At 48.7% G+C, this 21,001-nt stretch carries 19 protein-coding genes; 11 read left to right on the top strand and 8 right to left on the bottom strand.

The features are described 5' to 3' along the window. Nucleotides 1–79: 79 nt before the first annotated feature. Entirely contained in the window at nt 80–667 is a 588-nt protein-coding gene (locus tag AC5I6P_RS29940) for a GDSL-type esterase/lipase family protein (protein ID WP_495697439.1), read from the bottom strand. Nucleotides 668–1,224: 557 nt separating this feature from the next. Between AC5I6P_RS29940 and AC5I6P_RS29935 the strand changes: the two genes are divergently transcribed. Both AC5I6P_RS29935 and AC5I6P_RS29930 read left to right on the top strand, forming a co-directional pair. After that, complete coding sequence (locus AC5I6P_RS29935) at nt 1,225–1,437, top strand: DUF2811 domain-containing protein (RefSeq protein WP_495697438.1); 213 nt, start codon at nt 1,225–1,227, stop codon at nt 1,435–1,437. A gap of 48 nt (nt 1,438–1,485) precedes the next feature. Continuing rightward, nucleotides 1,486–2,280, top strand: a complete 795-nt coding sequence (locus tag AC5I6P_RS29930; RefSeq protein WP_495697437.1) for a RecB family exonuclease — start codon at nt 1,486–1,488, stop codon at nt 2,278–2,280. Between the two features lie 347 nt (nt 2,281–2,627). Here AC5I6P_RS29930 and AC5I6P_RS29925 read toward each other — a convergent pair whose 3' ends face one another. Continuing rightward, a complete protein-coding gene (locus AC5I6P_RS29925; protein WP_495697436.1) occupies nt 2,628–4,385 on the bottom strand; it encodes a protein kinase domain-containing protein in 1,758 nt (585 codons plus the stop codon). An 807-nt stretch (nt 4,386–5,192) separates the two neighbouring features. Here AC5I6P_RS29925 and AC5I6P_RS29920 point away from each other — a divergent pair. Beyond that, the gene (locus AC5I6P_RS29920; protein WP_495697435.1) at nt 5,193–5,381 is read left to right on the top strand and encodes a hypothetical protein; all 189 of its coding nucleotides are present in this window, start codon (nt 5,193–5,195) and stop codon (nt 5,379–5,381) included. Then, a complete protein-coding gene (locus tag AC5I6P_RS29915) occupies nt 5,368–5,763 on the top strand; it encodes a type II toxin-antitoxin system death-on-curing family toxin (RefSeq protein WP_495697434.1) in 396 nt (131 codons plus the stop codon). Before AC5I6P_RS29920 ends, AC5I6P_RS29915 begins: the two co-directional genes overlap by 14 nt. Nucleotides 5,764–5,866: 103 nt before the next feature. Here the strand turns inward: AC5I6P_RS29915 and AC5I6P_RS29910 are convergent, their stop codons facing one another. Beyond that, on the bottom strand, nt 5,867–6,829 hold the full coding sequence (locus AC5I6P_RS29910) for an ion channel (protein ID WP_495697433.1): 963 nt from the start codon (nt 6,827–6,829) through the stop codon (nt 5,867–5,869). A 59-nt stretch (nt 6,830–6,888) separates the two neighbouring features. Next, complete coding sequence (locus AC5I6P_RS29905; protein WP_495697432.1) at nt 6,889–8,514, bottom strand: gamma-glutamyltransferase family protein; 1,626 nt, start codon at nt 8,512–8,514, stop codon at nt 6,889–6,891. Between the two features lie 141 nt (nt 8,515–8,655). Between AC5I6P_RS29905 and AC5I6P_RS29900 the strand changes: the two genes are divergently transcribed. From AC5I6P_RS29900 to AC5I6P_RS29890, 3 genes are all read left to right on the top strand, one after another. Further along, complete coding sequence (locus AC5I6P_RS29900; RefSeq protein WP_495697431.1) at nt 8,656–9,531, top strand: SH3 domain-containing protein; 876 nt, start codon at nt 8,656–8,658, stop codon at nt 9,529–9,531. A gap of 209 nt (nt 9,532–9,740) precedes the next feature. After that, complete coding sequence (locus tag AC5I6P_RS29895) at nt 9,741–9,950, top strand: DUF6737 family protein (RefSeq protein ID WP_495697430.1); 210 nt, start codon at nt 9,741–9,743, stop codon at nt 9,948–9,950. Between the two features lie 30 nt (nt 9,951–9,980). Continuing rightward, complete coding sequence (locus AC5I6P_RS29890; RefSeq protein ID WP_495697429.1) at nt 9,981–10,958, top strand: hypothetical protein; 978 nt, start codon at nt 9,981–9,983, stop codon at nt 10,956–10,958. A gap of 112 nt (nt 10,959–11,070) precedes the next feature. Here the strand turns inward: AC5I6P_RS29890 and AC5I6P_RS29885 are convergent, their stop codons facing one another. Together AC5I6P_RS29885 and AC5I6P_RS29880 are read right to left on the bottom strand one after the other, a co-directional pair. Beyond that, entirely contained in the window at nt 11,071–12,474 is a 1,404-nt protein-coding gene (locus AC5I6P_RS29885) for a TldD/PmbA family protein (protein WP_495697428.1), read from the bottom strand. 121 nt (nt 12,475–12,595) lie between these two features. Next, nucleotides 12,596–12,802 (bottom strand): hypothetical protein, encoded by a 207-nt coding sequence (locus AC5I6P_RS29880; RefSeq protein ID WP_495697427.1) that lies wholly within the window; start codon nt 12,800–12,802, stop codon nt 12,596–12,598. A 381-nt stretch (nt 12,803–13,183) separates the two neighbouring features. Between AC5I6P_RS29880 and AC5I6P_RS29875 the strand changes: the two genes are divergently transcribed. The 3 genes from AC5I6P_RS29875 to AC5I6P_RS29865 are packed head-to-tail and all read left to right on the top strand — an operon-like array spanning nt 13,184 to nt 17,472. Further along, nucleotides 13,184–14,920: an asparagine synthetase B family protein gene (locus AC5I6P_RS29875; RefSeq protein WP_495697426.1), complete on the top strand. Its 1,737-nt coding sequence runs from the start codon at nt 13,184–13,186 to the stop codon at nt 14,918–14,920. Beyond that, a complete protein-coding gene (locus tag AC5I6P_RS29870; RefSeq protein ID WP_495697425.1) occupies nt 14,857–16,161 on the top strand; it encodes a diaminopimelate decarboxylase family protein in 1,305 nt (434 codons plus the stop codon). Before AC5I6P_RS29875 ends, AC5I6P_RS29870 begins: the two co-directional genes overlap by 64 nt. A gap of 9 nt (nt 16,162–16,170) precedes the next feature. Next, the gene (locus tag AC5I6P_RS29865; protein ID WP_495697424.1) at nt 16,171–17,472 is read left to right on the top strand and encodes a toprim domain-containing protein; all 1,302 of its coding nucleotides are present in this window, start codon (nt 16,171–16,173) and stop codon (nt 17,470–17,472) included. Here AC5I6P_RS29865 and AC5I6P_RS29860 read toward each other — a convergent pair. Both AC5I6P_RS29860 and AC5I6P_RS29855 read right to left on the bottom strand, forming a co-directional pair. Then, the gene (locus AC5I6P_RS29860) at nt 17,469–19,178 is read right to left on the bottom strand and encodes an asparagine synthetase B family protein (RefSeq protein WP_495697423.1); all 1,710 of its coding nucleotides are present in this window, start codon (nt 19,176–19,178) and stop codon (nt 17,469–17,471) included. The genes AC5I6P_RS29865 and AC5I6P_RS29860 overlap by 4 nt on opposite strands. Before the next feature lie 65 nt (nt 19,179–19,243). Continuing rightward, nucleotides 19,244–20,128 carry an alpha/beta fold hydrolase gene (locus AC5I6P_RS29855; RefSeq protein ID WP_495697422.1) on the bottom strand — a complete coding sequence of 295 codons (885 nt, stop codon included), beginning with the start codon at nt 20,126–20,128 and terminating at the stop codon, nt 19,244–19,246. A gap of 147 nt (nt 20,129–20,275) precedes the next feature. Between AC5I6P_RS29855 and AC5I6P_RS29850 the strand changes: the two genes are divergently transcribed. Beyond that, nucleotides 20,276–20,998, top strand: a complete 723-nt coding sequence (locus AC5I6P_RS29850) for a Uma2 family endonuclease (protein WP_495697421.1) — start codon at nt 20,276–20,278, stop codon at nt 20,996–20,998. Nucleotides 20,999–21,001: the final 3 nt, after the last annotated feature.

Here is a 21,001-nt window from a genome sequence, read left to right as displayed (position 1 = left end):
TTTCGAGATGTGCCGATTCCATGCTAATTCATCTTCTCATTCAGCAACGCCGAAAATCTATATGGATCCAGATGTGAGTCTAGGCGAACCAAGCTTGCCATGCCGCCCAGTTTTCCACAAGTCCTGCAAACTCCACGTATCCCGCCGCCCTCGGATGCGCTCCGTCATAAGCTGCAACCTCTCGCATCCAAGTATCAGACTGTTTCAGCGTAGAAACCGTTTCTAGGTAGGGCACAGATAACGCTTCACATGCGATCTCCATCTGCTTTGACAGTTCCTCAATCCGGGCCATTTGCTCAGCATCCTCGATCGGAGGTGCACCAATCATCAGCACTGGAAACCGCGATTTAGCCTCAGTCAGAATCGCTCGAAGATTATCTAGCGAATGGGCGATTTCCACACGTTGCCGCCCGTTTTCCACAGTCGTGTCATTTGTTCCAAACGAGAATACTAACCGCCCATCTACCTCAGATGGAAGCCGCAACATCGCCTCTTGAAGCCACCGTTGACGGAGTTGCGTGCTAATCTCACGACGAATGCCTAAATTGTAGTAAGTCACCTCATGCCCGTTCTGCCAAGCGGATTGGCAAATCCTACCTGCCCAACCCAGACAGCCTGGATCGCCCGTACCATTCACAAACGACTCTCCAAAAAAGCAAACGCGCATAGTATTCCCTAAGAAATTCTTAAATCATCATTGGACTCTGATTGGACTGGCAAAACTTTACAAAACTTTACAGTTAGATCTGTTTTCCCCATAGATTCCACAGGCAATCCACAAGACTTAGATTTCTTTTCCACACCTTTTCCACACCCTGCAAAAAGTTTTCCACAGGATAAGAAGATAGGAGCGGCATTCCTTCGTGATCTGTGGATAAGTTCGAGAATTTGTGTTTCCACTGTGGAAAAGCCCTTATTCCCTAAAGCAATGTAACGAAAAAACGGCTGGAACCCTCATTCTTCCGTTGGCTCATTTTTGTCTCTCGTAAGATTGTTACCTTTCGCGATGTTGATCTTCTAGGAGCGATCGCGCATTATGTAGCGACTAACTGAAAGCGCTCAGATGCAGCAGACCAAAGATTTCCCCAGACGGGAAGTTCAGAGACAGCATCTGATGGGCGCGAGTTTCTGATGTTCGTTTTCTCAGAAGTTATTCTTAGAACCCCAATCATCGAAGCTCCAGTTGTCAAATTCATTCACGTTACTAACGATTTGAGGTTTGTTATGGATACTAACGTCAGCATTCTTGTCGAGATTCCTGAAACCCTGCACCAGTCGTTTCTCAAATTTTTGGATGGTTGCCCAGAGTGGGATCAAGACCGCGTGATGTCGGCGGCGTTGTCATTGTTTTTGCTGCAAAACCGCATGACCAACGATCGCCAGACCGCTCGCATCTATCTAGATTCTCTGTTTAAGCGTCCTGTTGAACAGCTTTAGTCCTTCAAAAAACACACGGTTTAGTTCTTTTTCGCGGATGGTTGAGCGATGTCGTACCAAATTTCTGCTACAAAATTGCAAGCGTATAACCGATGTCCGTATGCCTATTATTTGCGCTACGAGCGGCGATTCAACTCCAATGAATTTTTTGGCTCTGCCGCGTTGGGAACATCGTTGCATCAAGCGTTGGCAATCTTGCATCGGGATTGGCATTATCACGAGCCGTTGCCTAAACGGACGTGGGTTTATCATTGCTGGGATCAGGCAAGCGCAGGGTTGACACCTACCCAAGTCGAAGAAGGGCGCGCCATTTTAGAAGGGTATTACGACAAGTTCATCACGCCAGAAGGTGCGCTGAGTAGGCCACTTGCCGTAGAGGGAAAGATCCAGGCAGTGCTGCACGTTGAGAACCTGGAGTTTCTAATTAGTGGGCGCTACGATCGCATCGATTTTATCGACGGCGGGCTAGAGCTGATCGATTACAAATCGAGCCGCGATTTCAAGATTCCGGCGAGTGATGAGATGGATTTGCAAATTGGGCTGTACTTTTTGGCGCTAGAGCAAACCTATCAGCAGAGTTTGAAATATCTCAGTTTGTGGTTTCTGAGAACGGGTGAGAAAGTCCGCTATCGGGCGACGCAACGCCACAAAAAACAAGTGCGATCGGTGATTTCTGGTCTCGCTTTGCGACTGAGACAAGATGAGATCTGGGAACCGACGCCCGGAAAACAGTGCGATCGCTGTGCTTATGCTCGCTATTGTCCCGCCATTACAGCCGAGCCGTCCCCGCTTCCCGCTACTCTAAGCGCCTCTCCAGAGCTACAACTTGCGCTGAGGCTGTAATTCGACTAGTTCAGTTCATTTCTGAAATCTCAAACTCTAGTTCCCCATGTGGGAGCTAGGGAGCGGATTTTCCTGTGTCAACAATTCTTAATTTAACGGTTGAGTGTCTAACATGAATCGGTTTATCGAACTTTCCAGGCAACAAGAATTTGCATCCTTTCAGATCTCTATTTATAGAGACGATCGGGCTTACTGTGGCTATGCGGTTCACTGTTTCCGCAAACCTTTTGCGCCTATTCCTGCACGAGTTTACGCTACGCGCATTGCAGAAGATTTGCTCCTTAGCGAATGTTCTGTTCGGAAGTTTAACGGTTAAGCTTGACGGGATTAATTTGACGGAATTAAGTTTAACCGGGACTTGTAGAAGCCAGTTTCAGTTCATAAGGAATTGCTTTTCTCGTCTTGGGAACGATCACAATTTGATACGTTCCTGTCTGTTCGATCCTTCCCGACCAGGACGGTTCTATCGATTCTCTTACTAAAGGCAAATCGTCAGGCGAAACGATCGAGAGACTGGCGCTTTTTGAAGGTACTTTTAGCGACAGTTGAATCTTCTGTCCTTTCTGAAGCTGCACCGTGTAGAGTTTCCCTTGTCCAGCTTTCAGCGTTTCGGATAGAGTTGCTTGTGATGTAATGTTTTTGAGTATAGATTGATTTTTAGTCGCGTTGATCTGATTCTGCGCGATCGCATACCAGACTTGACCCAACGTTCTTGGATTCATTTGTTTTCGTTCTAACTCTGGAAACGAATAGAGAAATTTTGCGTCGGTTAAAACTTCAATTGACTGATCTGTAACCTTAAGTGATTGGAGTTCTAACAACCAGGTGTTGTAACTTGCTCGATTGTAATTCCCCATTCCGATTTGCGATTCTTGACTTAGCTGCTCTAGCGAGTTTGTCAATCTAGTTGATATCGCATTCCATTCCGGTGGTTTTTCGGTATTCAATTTATCTTTTAGCTGCGGATATTTAATAGAAAAGATTTCATTGACCAGTTGCTCTAGCAAGTCAGGGGAAACAGCCACCGTTCGAGGCGGAGCTTTTGAAGGTTGACTCGGCGATGGCGTAGCGGCTGGAGGAGTGTCTCCAATTCGTTCGAGCTTGATCGAGGTCATCGCGTTTTCAGCAGAGGCAAAAACAGTCGGCGATAAATGGAGAATTATTCTCCAGGCCGCAATGCTTGCAAGCCCGATCAAAACGGTGGCAAGAACGAGATCTCCAACTCTTTTCGAGGCAATTTCATTCTCCAAATCTTCGGGCTGAGTCGCACGAAGTGCATCCATCACACGCCGAGCCGATGAGTAGCGGCGATTTGGACTAGGTGATAGCATCCGATCGAGAATCTGCGAAAACTGAGGACTGATCGACATGCCTTGCCAGGTCCAACGTTGCGTGTTGCCGTCGTAAAGATCTTCGGGCGGGCATCCCGTCAGAAGAACCAGCGCGATCGCGGCAAGAGCATACAAATCGCTGTCAGGTGCAATCCGATTTTCTAAGCGTTGCTCTGGTGGCGCAAAAGCAGTACATGGAATCAAGAGATGATCAATGGGTAAGCCAAACTCGACTAAAACAGGATGGCTACTGCGATTCTCGGAAGGTTCGCTCAGCACAATGCAATCTGGTGTCAGGTGCTGATGAAAAATCTGGCGTTTGTGGAGTGTGTTTAGCGTTGGAAGAATGGTTTCAAAAAGGTGTCTTACTTCTAATTCTGAAAACGATTGTCCTCCTGCTAAGCGATCCTTTAGGAGCGATCGATAGGTTTGTCCAACAATATATTCCCGCACCAAATATAGACGTTGTTCGTAAATTAATGCTGTTTGATAGTGGGCAAACTGAGAGGGGTTGAGTTGGTTTAGCTGCCCAAATTCGTGTTGCAATTCTTCTTTTAGGTCTTCTAAATATTGCTCGGATTGCTGCGGGTACTCGTTCAGATTGGAGTCCTGCGGAGTTTCTTCTAACACAATCCACTCTTCAAGCACACAGAATTCCTGCTGTTGTGTTTGATCGATTGCTAAATAAATCCAGCCGCATCTGCCTTGTCTCAAGACGTTTTGAATGCGGTAGTGTTTGTGCAGAAGGGAACCGACAGGGAGAGGTGAATACATAGGAATGTCTGTTGCTATGAACGGCGTTCTAAAACTGTCTTTTGATTACTAGTATTTTGGTACTAATGTATCACTAGTCAATTTCTTGTGCCAAGTTTCATAACCAATAACTGCTACTCAGTAGTACACGATCCTTCGGAGCTTCGCGAAGCGAATCGTAAAAAACTGCGTATCTAGCCCGATTTTTTCAACTCACTCTGAATTTGATTTTGAGAACTTTAATATTGATTTCGAGAACTTTAATATTGATTACCAGAAAAGGAAATCTAATTTTGAGAATTGATAGATAAGTTTCTTTTAAGCAAAATTTAATTCGCTATAAACGTTTATTGATTTTGAGTTCTGGTTTATTGATTTACCTCAAACCCAATTAGATTTGCTGAGGGACTTAGCCTAAGTTGAGAGAAGCAACTAAAGCGATCGCAAGAGCTTTACAACAATCGCGAGACTCTGCAAGAATCGTGAGATCCTGCAAGAATCGCGGGTCTCAGTAAAACTACATTCTGTTTGCTAAGAAGTACGGTAACGACCCATGAGATAACTTGTCTACTTTAAACAGACTGAGCAGACTCTTAGTAGGACAATTTCCTAATGTCACTGAAAGCATAACTTCTCCATGACGGAACGCTGATGCTGCCAATCTTATCTAGAGAAGTTATGCTTCCGATACTTAACTAAATCTCTCTACGGTCGTTACAGTCTGGTTTCAAAGTGAGAGGCGTTTACAATAGTTGGAATGTTGGCTGACAAATCTAGCGTTCCAATGCTTAGTAATAGCAGTAAGCAAAATTACCCGCTCAACACCCAATGGATACTAAAGATCTCATCATTCAGGAACTCAATCAACTCCCTGAAGCGCTATTGCCGAGGGTGCTTGAATCCATTCGTCAACTGAAAGATTCTGAACAAGACACTGCTAAAAAGCAAGTTTGGCAAGCTTATCTAGAATCAGAACAAGAAAATGAGGAGGTCTATCAGCGTCTTGCAAACTCCTAAATTTCTTGAGTTAGATGATGTGTTGCGGATTCACGAACGGCAGATTGAGAAATTTGGCGGAACATCAGGCGTTCGCGATCAGGGACTACTGGATTCTGCTTTGTCTCAACCGCAAGCCACGTTCTCAGGAGAACTACTTCATACAACGGTTTGGGAGCAAGCCGCCGCTTACCTGTTCCATTTAGCCATGAATCATCCGTTCCTAGATGGCAACAAGCGTAATGCCTTTGCGGTTATGGATACCTTTTTACGACTAAACGGTTTTGTCCTAAATCTCAGTCAATCTCAAAAATACGAGTTTGTCATTCAAGTCGTGGAAAGAAAATTGAGCAAAGAAGATCTAGCAAGTTACCTTAAACAATCCTGTATCAACCGTTCCTAACTTTAAAGGTTGAACCAACGAAACTGTGTTGCTTCCAAGTAACAGTCACGGAGAAGTTATGGTTTCGCCATCAGAAAAGATATCGTTTTATCGACACTTAAATTTAAACAATTTTAGAAGCATCATGAAACTTACTAAAATCAATCGCAGTACCATCAGGAGTGTCGATAAAAATATCCGTAAATTGATAATTCCAAAGAATGTCTCGCAGAATATAAGAATAGCGAGCGTGAATCGTTTGAGAAACAGTTTCATCAATCCCAGTCAATGAAACAACGACTTCAGTATTGTCTCGTGATAAATTCCCAGGCGTCATCCCATACAACGGACTGTCAACATCGATGGGATGCATAGCTGTCCAGGTGAGACCAAACACAGGGTTATGCTCACGACTCAGTTTAAGATCATAGAACCGTCGCATGGCTTGACCTTCTTGCGTCACCTCATTCTGCACCAAAGAAACCCATAATCGAGCTTCCAAAATCTGATTGGTGCGCTGATTTGCCGTCCGAAACATCAGCGTTGGCACACCGTTATACGGCGCAATCACCGCCACTCGACTAAATAGTACCTTAGCCGTTGGGCGAGCCAATCTTGCAAATGCCAATCCTGTGACTATCGCAACGCCTAATAACCCCAGCATTGCCTCAATCGACACGACAATATTGGCATAAAAGGTATTGGGCGAAATTGCACCATAGCCAATCGTTCCCATCGTTTGGACACTAAAGAAAAAGGCATCCCAAAACGAACCCGGTTGAGCATTGTTCAGATTGTTGTCGCCAATCAGATACGCGATCGCAAACAGTGCATTCGTGCAAATGTAGGACAGAACCGTTAATGTCCAAAACTGCGTCCAAGACATGGTTAGCAGCAGGTAATACAGATCCTCCCAAGGAGACTGCTTCATCCCTAGCCGAATAATATTGGGGCGTCCTTTCGAGTTCAACGCTCGTCGTACCGAATCTGACACCACTCGAGGTGGATCGCCTTGAACGTAATTTTGCTCAGCCTTGTGTCGTGAACCGCGCCCTGTTCGCGCCCATCGATTCTGAAATTTGCTCATAACGTGTGCGATCGCTAGGATGATGGAAATTCTAGCGCCTTTCTACTAAGCCAGTGTGACTACCACGCCAAGGCAAGCCCATCCGCTCGTGGTTCTGACGCCGCAATCAACGTTTCACCGGAGCGCAGAATGATTTGCCCACGACCAAACGCACTCGGTTCTGCTGAAAGTTGAATTTGATGGGCGCGATCGCTCAGCCCCACGGCCACCGTTGGAAATACAGGCGGCTCTAGCAATACTTGGTCTTTGGCAATCCATCGCCATCGGGGAGCATCTAACGCCGCCTGCGGATTCATGCCGTAATCCACCAGATTCACCACCATTTGCAAATGTCCTTGCGGTTGCATCGGTGCGCCCATCACACCGAACGGCCCGATTGGCTGATCGTCATAGCTCAGAAACCCTGGAATAATCGTGTGAAACGGACGCTTTCCAGCCGCAACTCGATTGGGATGTCCGATTTGTGTGGAGAATCCAGTGCCGCGATTATGCAGCGCAATTCCAGTATTGGGAATCAGAATTCCACTCCCAAAGCCGTTGTAATTCGATTGAATGAACGACACCATCAATTCCTCATCAGCAGCAGCTAGGTAGACGGTTCCCCCTTTCGTCATGCCTGATGTAGGTAATGGGATAGCGCGATCGCGAATTAGTTGTCGTCGCTCTGCCGCGTACACTTTGCTCAGCAATTCTTCAATCGACAACTCCATAAATCGCGTATCGCTAACGTGGCGATAAACATCGGCGTAGGCTAACTTCATCGCCTCGATCTGCATGTGATAACTCTCGATCGAGTCCCGCCCATGTTGAGCGAGATCCAATCCTTCTAAAATGTTCAACGCCATCAGTGCCGCAATCCCTTGAGTATTGGGCGGAAGTTCCCAAACCGTTACGCCTCGATACGTGGTTGAAATCGGCTCGACCCATTCGGCTTGATGGGTCGCAAAGTCTTCCCCAGTGAAATATCCGCCTGTCGTCTCGGCAAACTGGACAATCGCATCTGCCAACTCTCCCCGGTAGAATGCTTCTCCTCCGGTTGTGGCGATCGCGCTCAAGGTTTTCGCATGGTTTGGGCTGCGCCAAATTTCCCCCGCTCGCGGCGCTCGTCCCTCTACAAAAAACACCTCCTGAAACGGCGCGAACTCCTCTCCGCTCAACGACACAAAGAGCGCTTCGGCTCGGCTCCACGCTCTCGCCACTTCTGGAGAAACCGGAAACCCCTGCTCTGCATACCGGATTGCTGGCTCAAACAAGCGCTCAAACGGCAGTTTTCCCCAGCGTTTCCACAAACTCTGCCATGCTGAAACGGCTCCCGGAACGGTAGGCGTCAGCCATCCCAGTGTCGGCATCTGTGGCAGGTCAGCAAACGGCTCAAGCGGCAGACCATGCGGGCTTTTCCCTGACGCATTCAGCCCGTGCATTCCACCATCCCACACCAGCGCAAACGCATCCGAACCAATGCCGTTCGATGTCGGTTCAACAACTGTAAGCGCAATTGCCATTGCGATCGCAGCATCCACCGCGTTTCCCCCGGCTGATAACATTTCCATTCCTGCCAGCGTTGCCAGAGATTGACTCGTCGCCACGGCTCCGCGAGATCCCATCACCAACCGACGCTGAGAGGCATAAGGATATTGGGTTAGAGCGTCAGAACTGAGGGCGCGTTCTAGAGGATGCGATTTCAAATGAAGCTCCTTCTTGTCAATTAGAAACTAGAGCATATCAACCTTTCGAGCCGCGAGAATGATCCGGAACGCGATCGCGCATCTGTGAATTTAGATCATAAGAGGACGCGCCCGCTTTGAGTCCTGGGCAGTCACCATACTATGAAATACCAAGCAGCATTACTCTCTGGAGCCGTTGTTCTTTCTGCGGCAATTAGTTCCGTCGCCGCCGTCACGTACTTTAACCGCAGTTCGCTCCCCATCATTGTGGATACGCCGGCTCAAACAACCGATTTGCAACCTGCAAAACCCGCGCCGTCCTCGGTTCCAACCGTTCCTCAGTCTCCTCAGCAACCGTCCGCAACGCTTGGGTTGCAATCATCTGACTTGACCGATTTTCCTCAGTGGCGCATTAATCTTGTCGATGAATCTTCGCAGTCTCCTGACTTTGCTCAATTTTTAGAGAAAGTGAAGCAAGCGGTTCGCGATCGCGATGCTGAATTTATTCGCAGTATTGTCACGCCGAAAACAAAGCTAGGCTTTGGCGAACATCGCTCAATTAGCTATCTCAATCCTGAAAATCCCCAGTCGCCGTTTTGGATGGATCTCGAGAAATCGTTGGCGCTTGGCTGCACCAACGAACAAATCTTTTTCTCCTGCCCAACGGCGTTCCGGCAGTTTGACGGAGCCATCAAAGATGCACCAGCTGACCAAAAAGCATTGGCGTATGAGACCTCTGTGATTGTGGTCGGAGAGAATGTAAATGTGCGATCGCAGCCTGATTCAAACGCTCCGCTCGTTGCCATCCTCTCTAACGAGATCGTGAAGTTCGACCGCGATACCTTTAAACAAGCCATGCTGAACACGCCTAAAGTGGTTCAGCAAAGTGACCTCAATGCTTGGACTCCCGTGATTTTGCCGAATGATAAATCCGGATACGTTTCAAATCGCTATGCCTACAATCCGTTAGGATATCGAGTCCTGTTTGCTAAGGAGAACGGTAAGTGGATCATGCAGGCGTTTGTTGTGGGTGATTAATGGTGTGGGTGACTAATAGGATGGGTGACTGACGCAACTGAAGAGGGTTCCGTGGCTGCTAGTTTGCGATCGCGCCATCAAATGTCTAGAATTCCCGCAGGGTATGTTGCGATCGCCAACCGATTGGATTAGCTCTTGACACGGTTGAAAGAGGTTAACGTAGTTAAAGTGCGATTAGTGCAACGTGCAACTCTACAGAAACCGCCTCTATGAAATCTCCGATAAATGTTTGGGACTATAAGCCCTGGTGGTGTCAGCCTTGGTCGATCCTACTTACAGGTGTGGCGCTAATTGGCGGGAGTTGGCTTTTGCTGCATCTAATTTGGGTGACGGTGCTGGTGGCAATTCCGGTGCTGGCTTGGATGGGATTCTTTCTGCTTGTCTATCCGAAGGCGGTGGCGAAAAGTATGGAACCCTGACTCCTCCTATTTTTGAGGAGAACTTTTGTAATGTTTCAATCGATTCCATCTGGTGAATACTCAAATGGAAATCGATTGAGCTATCCAATGATTAATTCTAGGGAAACAAGCCTGTCATTCTTGTCTACGTTGACGGTGCTATTTATCAATACGATCGCGCCTAGTCAACTTCTCGCAGCACCCGTCAATTCGGCTGGCGAAGAAAAAATTTCTCAGCAGTTAGTTCTACGGATTCTAAAGTGTCCTTCAGATTGTCTGAAAGAGATGAAACTGCTCATAGGTCGTCTGCCGGAAAAGCTACCCGTAGACTTACCGCTACCTAGCAATGCGAAAGTAATTGCAACGCTAGTGCGGAATCAAAAACATGCAGAAGTTATTCTGGACGCAACACAGTCTCCTGATCAGATTCGAGCTTTCTACAAAGCTCAGCTTCAAGCTGCTGGCTGGAAAAACCCACGTAGCTACAGTCACTTTAATAGTGAGAGACCTGGCTTTATCGTTTCAGATAGCACCGACAATTTGCCGTTGTATTTCTGTAAGAGCGCACAAGGCCCAGGGCTAAGCATTGCATCGGGTCGTGGAAGTAGCAATGCGCCAACGGACGTTCGTCTCTACTTAGACAACGGTTCTGATATCTGCCAAGAACCGCAAGCTCAACAAACCACAGAGCCAAACGAGCAACTACCTTTACCTAGCTTGGTTGCTCCATCCAGTATTCAAGTCAGCAACGCAACCTCTATTGGAGGCGATGGCTATGGTGAAAACTTTTATGCTTCTGCCCATTTAGAAAGCCAACTCAGTGCTGCTGCAATTCAGGCTGCCTACGAAGAACAACTAACTCGCTCAGGATGGACGAAGCTTAGCACTCACAAGGATGAGTCTATTCTCTGGAGTTCTTGGAAATTAAAAGGTAAACAGGGGCAATACTTAAACGCATTGCTCACCTTCACACCAAACGAGAACAAAGCAAATCAATACACTGGTACGATTGTTGTGATTAAGCAGTAATTCAACGTAGATCGTGTCTACAGCGTTTTAGAATTTAGCGATCGCCTTGCCCAATCTTCGCTAAACGCTATCCTTCGGAGCTTGCTACCACAAGACAAGCTCCGGGGGATCACTACTCTTCGGCAGCCTCTCCGCCTACTACCACATCCCGAATTCTCAAACTTGGGCCGCCGCAACCAACCGCCAATCCGCTCTGTCCGCCCTTACCGCATCCGCCTGACTCATCCCAGAAAAAATCATCCCCGATCGCTTCGATATCTGCCAGCGTCTTAAACGCATTGCCCGAAAGCGTCACATCTCGGACAGGTTCCGCCAGTTCACCATCGCGAATCATCCACGCTTCCCCAGCCGTAAAGGTAAACATCTCTCCATTCGTCATGCCGCCGATCCAGTTGCGGGCATACACCCCTTCTCTAATGTCATTAAACAAATCCTTCACAGGCGTCTTTCCCCGCTCGATCCATGTATTTGTCATCCGTACGATCGGCGCATATTGATAATTCAAACACCGAGCATTTCCAGTCGGCGTTTCCCCCAACTTGCCTGCCGTTTCACGAGAATGGAGCCGCCCCACCAATACGCCATTTTCAATCAACTGCGTAGTCGTCGCTGGAACCCCTTCATCGTCGTAAAAATAGCTGCCGCGATGCTCTGGGAGTGACGCTCCATCAAAAATCTGTAGCTCTGGGGAGCCGAACCGCCGTCCTAGACTCATCACCTCTAGCAAGTCAGGATTTTCGTATGCCATATCCGCTTCTGAGAGATGCCCAAACGATTCATGGACAAACAAGCCTGACAAGATTGGATCAATCACAACCGTGTACGTATTGCCTTTTACAGGAGGCAGCGCCAAAGAATTTACCGCCCGTTGTGCCGCCGCTTTTACTGGCTCATCTAAGCCCAGCAAGTCTTCAAATGCCTTTCGAGAGCCGACCGTTTCTCGCCCCGTCTGAACCATTTCGCCATCGCGGGCTGTTGCCGCAAACCGCATTTCTATATCAATCCAAGATTGTTCGATCAGCGTTCCGTCAGAGGTGGCAAGAATGATGCGCTGAGCGCTGTCACCGTAGCGTACTGAAATCGTTGCAATGCGAGGATCAACGCTGCGTAAGATGTCGCCATAGTGCTGACAGAGTTCTCGTTTTTGAATCAATGGAATCTCACGGGGATCAGTTCCAGCGATCGCAACCGCACGAGAATCTTGAATCGGCGTCACCGGAGCCAAGATCGTTTCATCGTCGCCTACCAATCGAGCAGCGGCGATCGCGTCTTCAATCCGGTCTTTTAGACCCGATAGCTGATTGAAACTCGCAAATCCCCAGCCGCTCTTATGACACGCTCTAACCTGTCCTCCAATCGAGATGCCTTCACTGAGCGCCTCAATTTTGTTACGTCGCAGAAGAATATCTGTGCCTTCCGCCGACTCTAATCGAATGGCGAGATAGTCCACTTGATGACGGTAGCGATGCATCAAGTCAGACAATAGATTTTTGGCATCAGCGAGGGCATTGCTCATGAGACAGAGAAGCGTAACAACTGCCTTCATTGTGCAATCAATCGCAACGGGTTGCAATTGTATTCCAGTATGGGTGTTCCAGAATGGCGTTTCAGTTCGGCTTCATTAAACTAGAGCAAACTTAGACCAGAGCAAACTGAGCCAAGGAGAACCGATTCTGCGCTTCCCGAATAATTTCGCCTGCTTGAATGGCCTCCTGAAGCTGCTTTAAAGCATTGATGTCTTTCGGGTCGCAACTGCCGATCGCTAACATTTGTCGAATTAACCCTTCCGATTCGACACTGAGGCACTTGTTCTCTAGAGCGGATTGAACCAAAACTTGAAGCATTGCAGCAAAGATCTCAACAGATCTAGAGGGTGACTTAGCTTCTATTATTGAAAATCTAGAGGTTAGCAGCGCTGATAGCGATCGCGCTTAGGAGTGACGTTACCTGTGGATGATTGTGATTCAGAACACCGCTATGTCGTTTTAATTGCAATAGAGACGTGTTTTGAGTGATGATCGTGTGGGGTCTCTATGCTATTCGGGTTGCATATGCTGCCAATCCGTTCGCATCAGATGATAGAAAATTTTGATGTTTGTCTGCAAAGCCGATCTCATTATTGACGCAGAACGCATTAACGGCATTTTGAAGTCTGGATAATTTCCATTACCTCTGTGTAGTTAATCTGTGTAGTTAAATAGGTAATCAAACTTGCGTCAGTCTTCATGGATAAGGTTGCCCAACTTCTTCGTAGTGCCCAGCCGCCTCAAATTGTTGGCTGTTGGGGATATGGAGATGATTCAACTCTGGAGGTTTTGTCGGTCCTAGATGCAACGTGTCCACCTACATTAAACAGTTCACTATTGGACGTTGGGCTGTCTGCGTCGCGGTTTTTTACTGAGCGTGAACAGGCGGATGCTTGGGCAACCGTTGCAGAAGAGCGGTTGATCTTAGGGCGAGATGCGTTTGGGCGAGTGCCACTGTATTGGACGCAAGTGGAACACGTCATTTGGTTTGCCTCACGATCGCAGGTGCTGTTGCCACTACTGAAAGAGCGAGCGATTAGCATTGAGGCGATGTATGGCTATAGCTGCTTTTCGTATGTGCCAACACCACTTACTCCCGTCCAGGGAATTAACGCAATACCGGCGGGTACAGAGATGAGTTGGACGAGAGATGAGCAAACAATGTGCATTTCACCGCCTCAGTCCAGCCGATCGTTTGAGTGGCGAGAAGCAGACACGCTCTTAGCGGATGAATCCGATGCGATCGCGCAACTGCAAACGTTGCTGAAAGACGCGATCGATCGCGAGACAAGCGATCTAGGCAATGAACCGGTTGGTGTGTTGCTATCGGGAGGACTAGATTCATCGATTGTGGCGGCGTTGCTTGTGCAAGCGGGAGCCAAGGTACGAGCCTACAGTTTGGACTTTGGCGGGACAGGCACTTCAGAGTATCTTTACGCCGAGCAAGTCGCGCAGTGGCTCAACATTCCTCTGGTGAAAGTGGATGCAAGTCCGCAACGGATTCGCAACGCTCTAATTCCAACCGTACAGGCTCTAGATTTACCCTTTGGAGACGGAGTGACGGTTCCGCTTTTTCTTCTGTCAGAAGCGGCAAGTCGAGATACGCGCGTGATCTTCAATGGCGAGGGCGGCGATCAGCTATTTGCAGGCTGGACAAACAAACCGATCATTGCAGCAAGCGTCTATCAAACCCATCATCCAGGTGAGGAAGAATCGTTTACCCATCAATATCTCCGTACCTTCCATCGGCTGTGGGGATACGAAGCTCTGGCGTACGATCCAAAGGTGTATGCTCAGGTCAAACACTTACAGGCGCAAGATTGGCTGCAAGACGCGATCGATCCGGCGTTTACCCCTTCGCTCCTATCTCGATTGCGCCGCGCTTCGCTGATGTTGAAAGGAGCACAGAACATTCATCCGCGTGCGACGGCTCTAGGGTGGGCGCACGGCTTGAAGGTGCGATCGCTCTTTTGCAATATGCCGCTCGCACAATGGACATTTGGACTGTCTGGATCGCTTTGTTTACAAGGATCGTGCGAAAAGTATATTCTCAAACGGGCGGTGGAGGACTGGCTCCCACCCGATATAGTGTGGCGACAAAAGCGGGGAATGGGTGTACCTTTAACCGCGTGGTGTTTCAACCAATGGTGGCATGATCTGGGCGATTGGCTAAACCCAAATCGTCTTAGCGCAGAGCAGCTATGGCAGCCTGATCTCGCCGCTCATGTTGTGGAGGGCAAATTGGGCGCTGCGATGGCGGGTCGTCGTATGGGTGAAGTGCTGTGGTTGTTGGTCATGTGGGAGATGTGGATGGCGAACGTGCATCAACCGGGCAGTCTCGATCCTCATCCACCGTCTTGGAATCATTTGTCTTGGAATCATCCGTTTTGGTTGCCGTCGTGGGTATGGAAATATCGTCAGAAATGGAAGGAATGAGCATGGTAAAAGCAATCGATTCCTCGTCGCGACCAGTCGCGATTGAGACTCCATTTCGTTTAGAACTGGCTCAAACCCTGCTCGAAACTTACGGTTCACCGTTGTATGTGTACCAGCGCGATCGCTTAGACGAAACGATTCAACACATCACCCGCTCGATTCCCTATCCTCACACTCAGTTTCGCTTTGCCAGTGTTACCAATGGCAACCTGTCACTACTCAATATCTTTCGTCAAAACGGTTGGGGACTCCACGCCAACACCCCCGGAGACATTTACTTAGGGCTGCACGCAGGCTTCGAGCCGATTCAGATTGTCTACAGTGGCAGCAACCTCGATCGATTTGAAATTGAACAAGCGCTCAATTGGGGCGTCACCACCTACAATCTCGACAGCCTCGATCAGCTTCGCCTCTTCTGCGCTGTCTATCAATCCCTACATCTCGGCTTTAGCCCCCGTCTGGGTCTCCGTCTAAATCTCCCCGAACTGACAGGAGACAGTCGCATTGGCGTTCATCCTGACGACTTTACCCGTGCCATCGCCATCACCGATGCAGCAGGGTTAGCCCTGAGCGGGCTTCACTTCTATCGCGGCACAGGCACAAACGCGACTGACGCTTTTGTAAGCGCGATGGATACGGTGATTGCTGCCGCGCAAGGTTTACCTGATTGGCGATATCTCGACTTTGGTGGCGGGTTTGGCTATCCGTATCGACATCGCGGAGGGGCAGCGTTTGATTGGCATCAGTTTGGAACAGAGTTAGATCGACGGCTCCAGCACTGTGAACGATCGATCGAGCTAGTGATTGAACCTGGACGCTCTGCGATCGCACGGTGCGGCACGCTACTCGCAACTGTTGTTTCCGTCAAGTGGCAAGGCAACGTGCAGATCGTGGGCGTTGACACGACGGTTGCCAATTTGTCGGTTCCCTCGGTTCATGGTGGCTATCGCGAGATTGCCGCTTGGCGATCGGATACGGTGCTTCACCCAACTCAGGTTTGCGGCAACACGACGTATTCTCGCGACTATCTCAGCAAAAGCTGTGCGCTACCTGCGCTTACAACGGGCGATGTCATCGCGATTTTAGATGTTGGTGCTTACGGATATGCGATGTCATCACACTTTCTGCATCGCCCCCGCCCGGCTGAGGTATTGCTAGAGCAAGAGGCGCATCGATTAATTCGTCAACGTGAAGCGTATAGTGTTTTGGTAGATCATCAAGTGTTTTCATCATCAAGATAGACATGAAATATGAAATGTATCCAGTGTGGAACCGATAACACGTTAAAAGATCGAACCGAACATCTAGGAGCGTGTAAAAACTGCCAGCATCGGTTTGCATTTGAGCCGACTCAGATGCCAGCCGTTAAAGTCACTGACCCGATGTTTGCTAAAGCGATCGCAGATCTATCCGCGAACAACAGCCTGTTCTACACGCCAAAGCAACTCCTCTACTTTCTAGACCGACGACTGCGATCTAAAGCTTCCATGTCAAAAGCAGGTTGGATTTTTCTTTACTTCTTTGTAACGGGCTTCTTCTCGTTACTGATTGGTAGTTTTCTGTCTGATATTTTGAATTTCAGTTTAATTCCTTGGGTTGCGATCGTAGTTAGCACGCTATTTGTCTATTTGCTGTATCGATCTAGTCGAGCCGTTCGAGCAACGACGAAGCAGCGTCGAGCTAGTGCAGAAAGTTTGATTGTCGTTGGCGTGATCATTCTTGTTGTCGGAATCATTATTAGTATTACAATCGAATCGTTCCTATTCTGCGCTTTTAGCATTGTGTTGGGTATGATGACGATCTATTTAGGTCGCTTACAGAAGAGCCGTCAAAGTGAGTTTTCTCAGGAATTCTTGATTGGGCAAAGCGATCTAGCGGAATGGCTAATACGTTGGCAAAACGTCAATGGCTCGATTGCTCAGCTGTTGCCTCCTCCAAATGAACAGGCAGCACCCGTAACGATTAGTCCAGAAATCAGCACCTATAGTTTTGATCGCTTGGTCGTGTGTGACACCGCCGCGATCGCTCAACTCCTAATCGCCAACAACTTTCATTTCGAGAACAACTGCGCGATTCTCAGCATCACGGGATATCCGCAAAGCATTTTCGACACCACAATGCAAATGCTGCGACGCAACCCCGCTCTGAAGGTCTATGTCTTTCACGATTGCAGTCCGCGCGGAGTTGAATTAATCCATCGGCTAAGCAGTAGTGAGCGTTGGTTTCAAAATAGCAATGTCGTCATGATTGATGTTGGATTGCTTCCTAAGCAAATCCTGGCAGCACAAGGCATGTTCATTCAGTCGTCGCCCGAATCAGCGCAAGCCGCTAAACAGTTGTCTCCTGAAGTTCGTGACAGTCTATCGATCGCAGACGTGGAGTGGCTAGAAGCGGGAAATTTCGTGGAACTAGAGTCATTTAGCCCCCAGCGCTTGATTCAAGTGTTGAATCGCGGCATCGCAGGTACACAGGAACTAGACGCCAGTGGGAGCGACGGCTTCCTGCTGATTGGCGATAGCGGCTATGTCTACAGCACCGATAGTTTTGGTTAACGGCTCCCGTGCGCTTGCAGCCACAGTTCTAGACTTACCAATAGCCACAGCTTCACGCCATACCGTCCCCAAACATCGCCTTCATAATCGAGCCATTGGCGAATGAGCGCTTGATTGAGATAGGGCGAGATCGCGGCATTCTTACCGAGCAACAGCGCTCTTGCCTGCCGATTCCAATACTTCCGAAATCCCAGTTGCACCGGAGCCATCATGCCACTCTTCGGACGCTTTAGAATCGCATCCGGTAGTAAATCGGCAACCGCCTGTTTCAGCACCGCTTTTTCTTCGACTCCAGACAGCTTGTAGTGAGGAGGAATCTGCATACTCAGATCAACAATGCGCTGATCAAACAGCGGCGATCGCCCGTGCAGTCCAACGGCTCCCGTCAGATTGTTCACCTTGGTTAAAATCTGGTCGGCTCCCTTAAATCTGATGTTCAATGTCATCAATCGATTTAAGTAATTTGCATCCGACTCCAGTTCTTCAGAAAAGATCCACGGTTCTGTCAGCACAGATGACCACTCGGACGTTAGCAACTGTGGCAGATCCGACGCACACTTGTGATACGCCATCAAATACGCTTGCAAGGCATCCTGACCCGCCACGGAGCCATACAACCGATTCATCAACATCGGCTGGTTTTTAGGGCCGCCAAAGCAAGGATCACCGCCTTCACCGTTTAAAATTACGTTTACCGACTGACGTGCTAAGGTTCCCAACAGAAAATTTGGCACGGTGAGCGGATCGCCAATCGGATCATCCAAATACGCCATGACTTCTGGCAATCGCGCCCACATTTCCTTGAATGTAATTTCTAGAATGTGATGCTGCGTTCCACAATGCTCTGCAACCAGGCTCGAAAACGCTAATTCGTTTGGACATGCTTCACCAAAATGAATCGAATATGTATGAACCGATTTCGTATGCTTTGCGGCCAGTGCCGTGATGCAACTAGAATCTAAGCCCCCTGAAAGAAACACTCCTACAGGCTCTTTGGGCAAATAGTCCTGCACGACTTGCTCAAGCAATACGCGGAGACGATCGCTATGCCATGTTAATGATGCGTCAATGATTTGTTCTTGCAGTTGCCAATAGCGATGTGTTTTTTCATCTGGCAATCGCAGCACTGTTCCTGGTCGCACTTCTTTAATCTGTTGCCATAGCGTTCGCTCTCCTGGAACAAACGCACAGCAAAGATAATCGCGCAACGCGATCGCATCAATGTCATTTGAGCGATGAGGTGTTAGCGATCGCAGTTGAGGCGACACCCATCGAGTCCCCTTTGTCTGGGTGTAGTAAAGCGTTTGACTCCCCGTGCGATCGCGCCCTAACCACAGTTCTTGTCGCTCTCGATCCCAAACAACGATCGCAAACATGCCAATTAATAATTTCAGCGTGTCCGTCCCAAACCGTTCCCATAGAGCGGCAATCAGCCGCAAATCGTCTTGTTGTGGCGACAAGCCTACCGTTTGCCACAGTGCATCTGTCTGGGTCAGCCACACATCACCCACGACCACGAATCGCTCCGTAGGACTCAACGCAAACGGAATCGAGGGAGATGCATTGGTTGGAGCAACGACTGCAAACTGATCATCACGCCACAAAACATTTTCATCGGAAGCGCACCCTCCCCAAGCGACTTTCCAAGCCGTTGGGCTGACACAAGTTGAAACCGCTTTGGAGCGTCTAAAGGCATGAAATACCATAGGGAAAGCGACACAACTTTCTTTAATTGGGATCGTAGGAAGAGTTTAAGATTAGCAGCGATCGGTTAAATCGGCTCAACCGATAGAATGTGGCGAGCCGTCACTTCGGGCTGCTCAATGTGAGGAACATGCTTACAATCTCGAATCCAAACTAGCTGATTATTGGGAATATCTTGACGAAATCTTAGAGCATCGGCGGTTCCCAACACATCATCTGACTCACCCCACAGAATCAGCGTGGGCTGGCGAATCTTACAAATCTGATCGGCTAAAAAATCGTATCCACCACTTTTCGTAAAGGAGATCGTCGCCTCATGCCATCCCGCCATTTCTGTATGCAGTAACGAACACCGAATCAAATCAATGACTTTAGCCTCTGACCCCAGCGCCATGCTCAGCTCTAGCGCCTTCAGTTTACGCTGACGCAGATATTCTACCGCCCAATAATCGAGCGGCGGAAACAAGAATTTCACCAACGGCGGAGCAACGGTGTAACCCAAACTATCGATCAACACCAGTCGCTCAACGAGCGACGGATAGGCAAGCGCAAACGCGATCGCAGCGGCTCCTCCCATCGATGCCCCCACTAACACCACTGGACGCCCAATCATGGTTTTCCAAAATTCGTAAAGATGAGATTGAATCGTGCGCGGACTAAACGCGATTCCTGAAGGACGATCGGTAAAGCCAAATCCAAGTAAATCGACACTCCAAGTTTCCGCTTGGGTTGCCAATCGTGGCAGAAGATAGCGAAACTCTAACAGAGAGCTATCAAAGCCATGCAGCAGCAGAATCGGAGTCTCGCCCTGCCCCTGCTGAACGTATGCCGTCTGAATCGGAATTGGGGATAGAGGAGTAGTAACAGCGCAGCGTCGAATGGACTGAACGGCGTGAATCGATTCAGGCTCAGTTAACGCCTTTACAGATGCAGGTAGAAATGGTGTGACCATAGGGGTTTTATCAACAGGGGTTTTATCAACGACTACTCACGGTCGTGGGCAAAGGCTGCTAAATCGTCAGATAGCAATACCGACAAATCCGGTTCGTTTACAATAAGACCAACGAATTCTTTGCAGTCTGCACAGTTGATGGACTCTATGGTAACGAATGCGTCTCAAACCAACGCTCACGCCGACTCGCCTCACTCCACACGAGTCGCACCGCTAGAAAGTGGCGATCGTGTATCCCGTCGAGAATTTGAGCGTCGCTATGCTGCCGCAAAACACATTCAAAAAGCAGAACTCATTGAAGGAGTTGTCTACGTGGCTGCTGCACTGCGCTTTAGAAGTCATGGCAAACCCCATGCTGAATTAATGGGTTGGTTGTTCAACTATCAAGTTTCAACTCCAGGAACTGAGTTGGCTGATAATTCAACTGTGCGGCTCGATCTTGACAACGAACCGCAGCCCGATGTTGCTTTATTTCTCGATTCGTCTGTGGGTGGGCAAGTACACATTTCAGACGATGACTACCTTGAGGGCGCACCTGAACTGATTGCAGAAGTGGCAGCGAGTAGCGCAGCCTATGATTTGGGCGATAAGAAGAAAGCCTATCGACGCAATGGAGTGCAGGAATACATTGTGTGGCAGATGTTTGAGAACAAGCTGGATTGGTTTGTCTTACAGGACGATGAATACGTGGCCTTGACACCCGACAAGACTGGAATCATTCGCAGTCGAGTTTTTCCAGGACTGTGGTTAGCGGCAGACGCATTATTAGCGGGGGATATGCCGTCGGTGATCGCAACGTTGCAGCAGGGGTTAGCGTCACCAGAACATGAGGCGTTTGTGCAGCAGATCCACACTTTGCAACGCGAGTAGCTT

The sequence above is a fragment of the Myxacorys sp. genome (assembly GCF_059501405.1).
The sequence above is the reverse complement of the archived record's forward strand: the minus strand, read 5'-3'. Positions and strand labels throughout refer to the sequence as shown.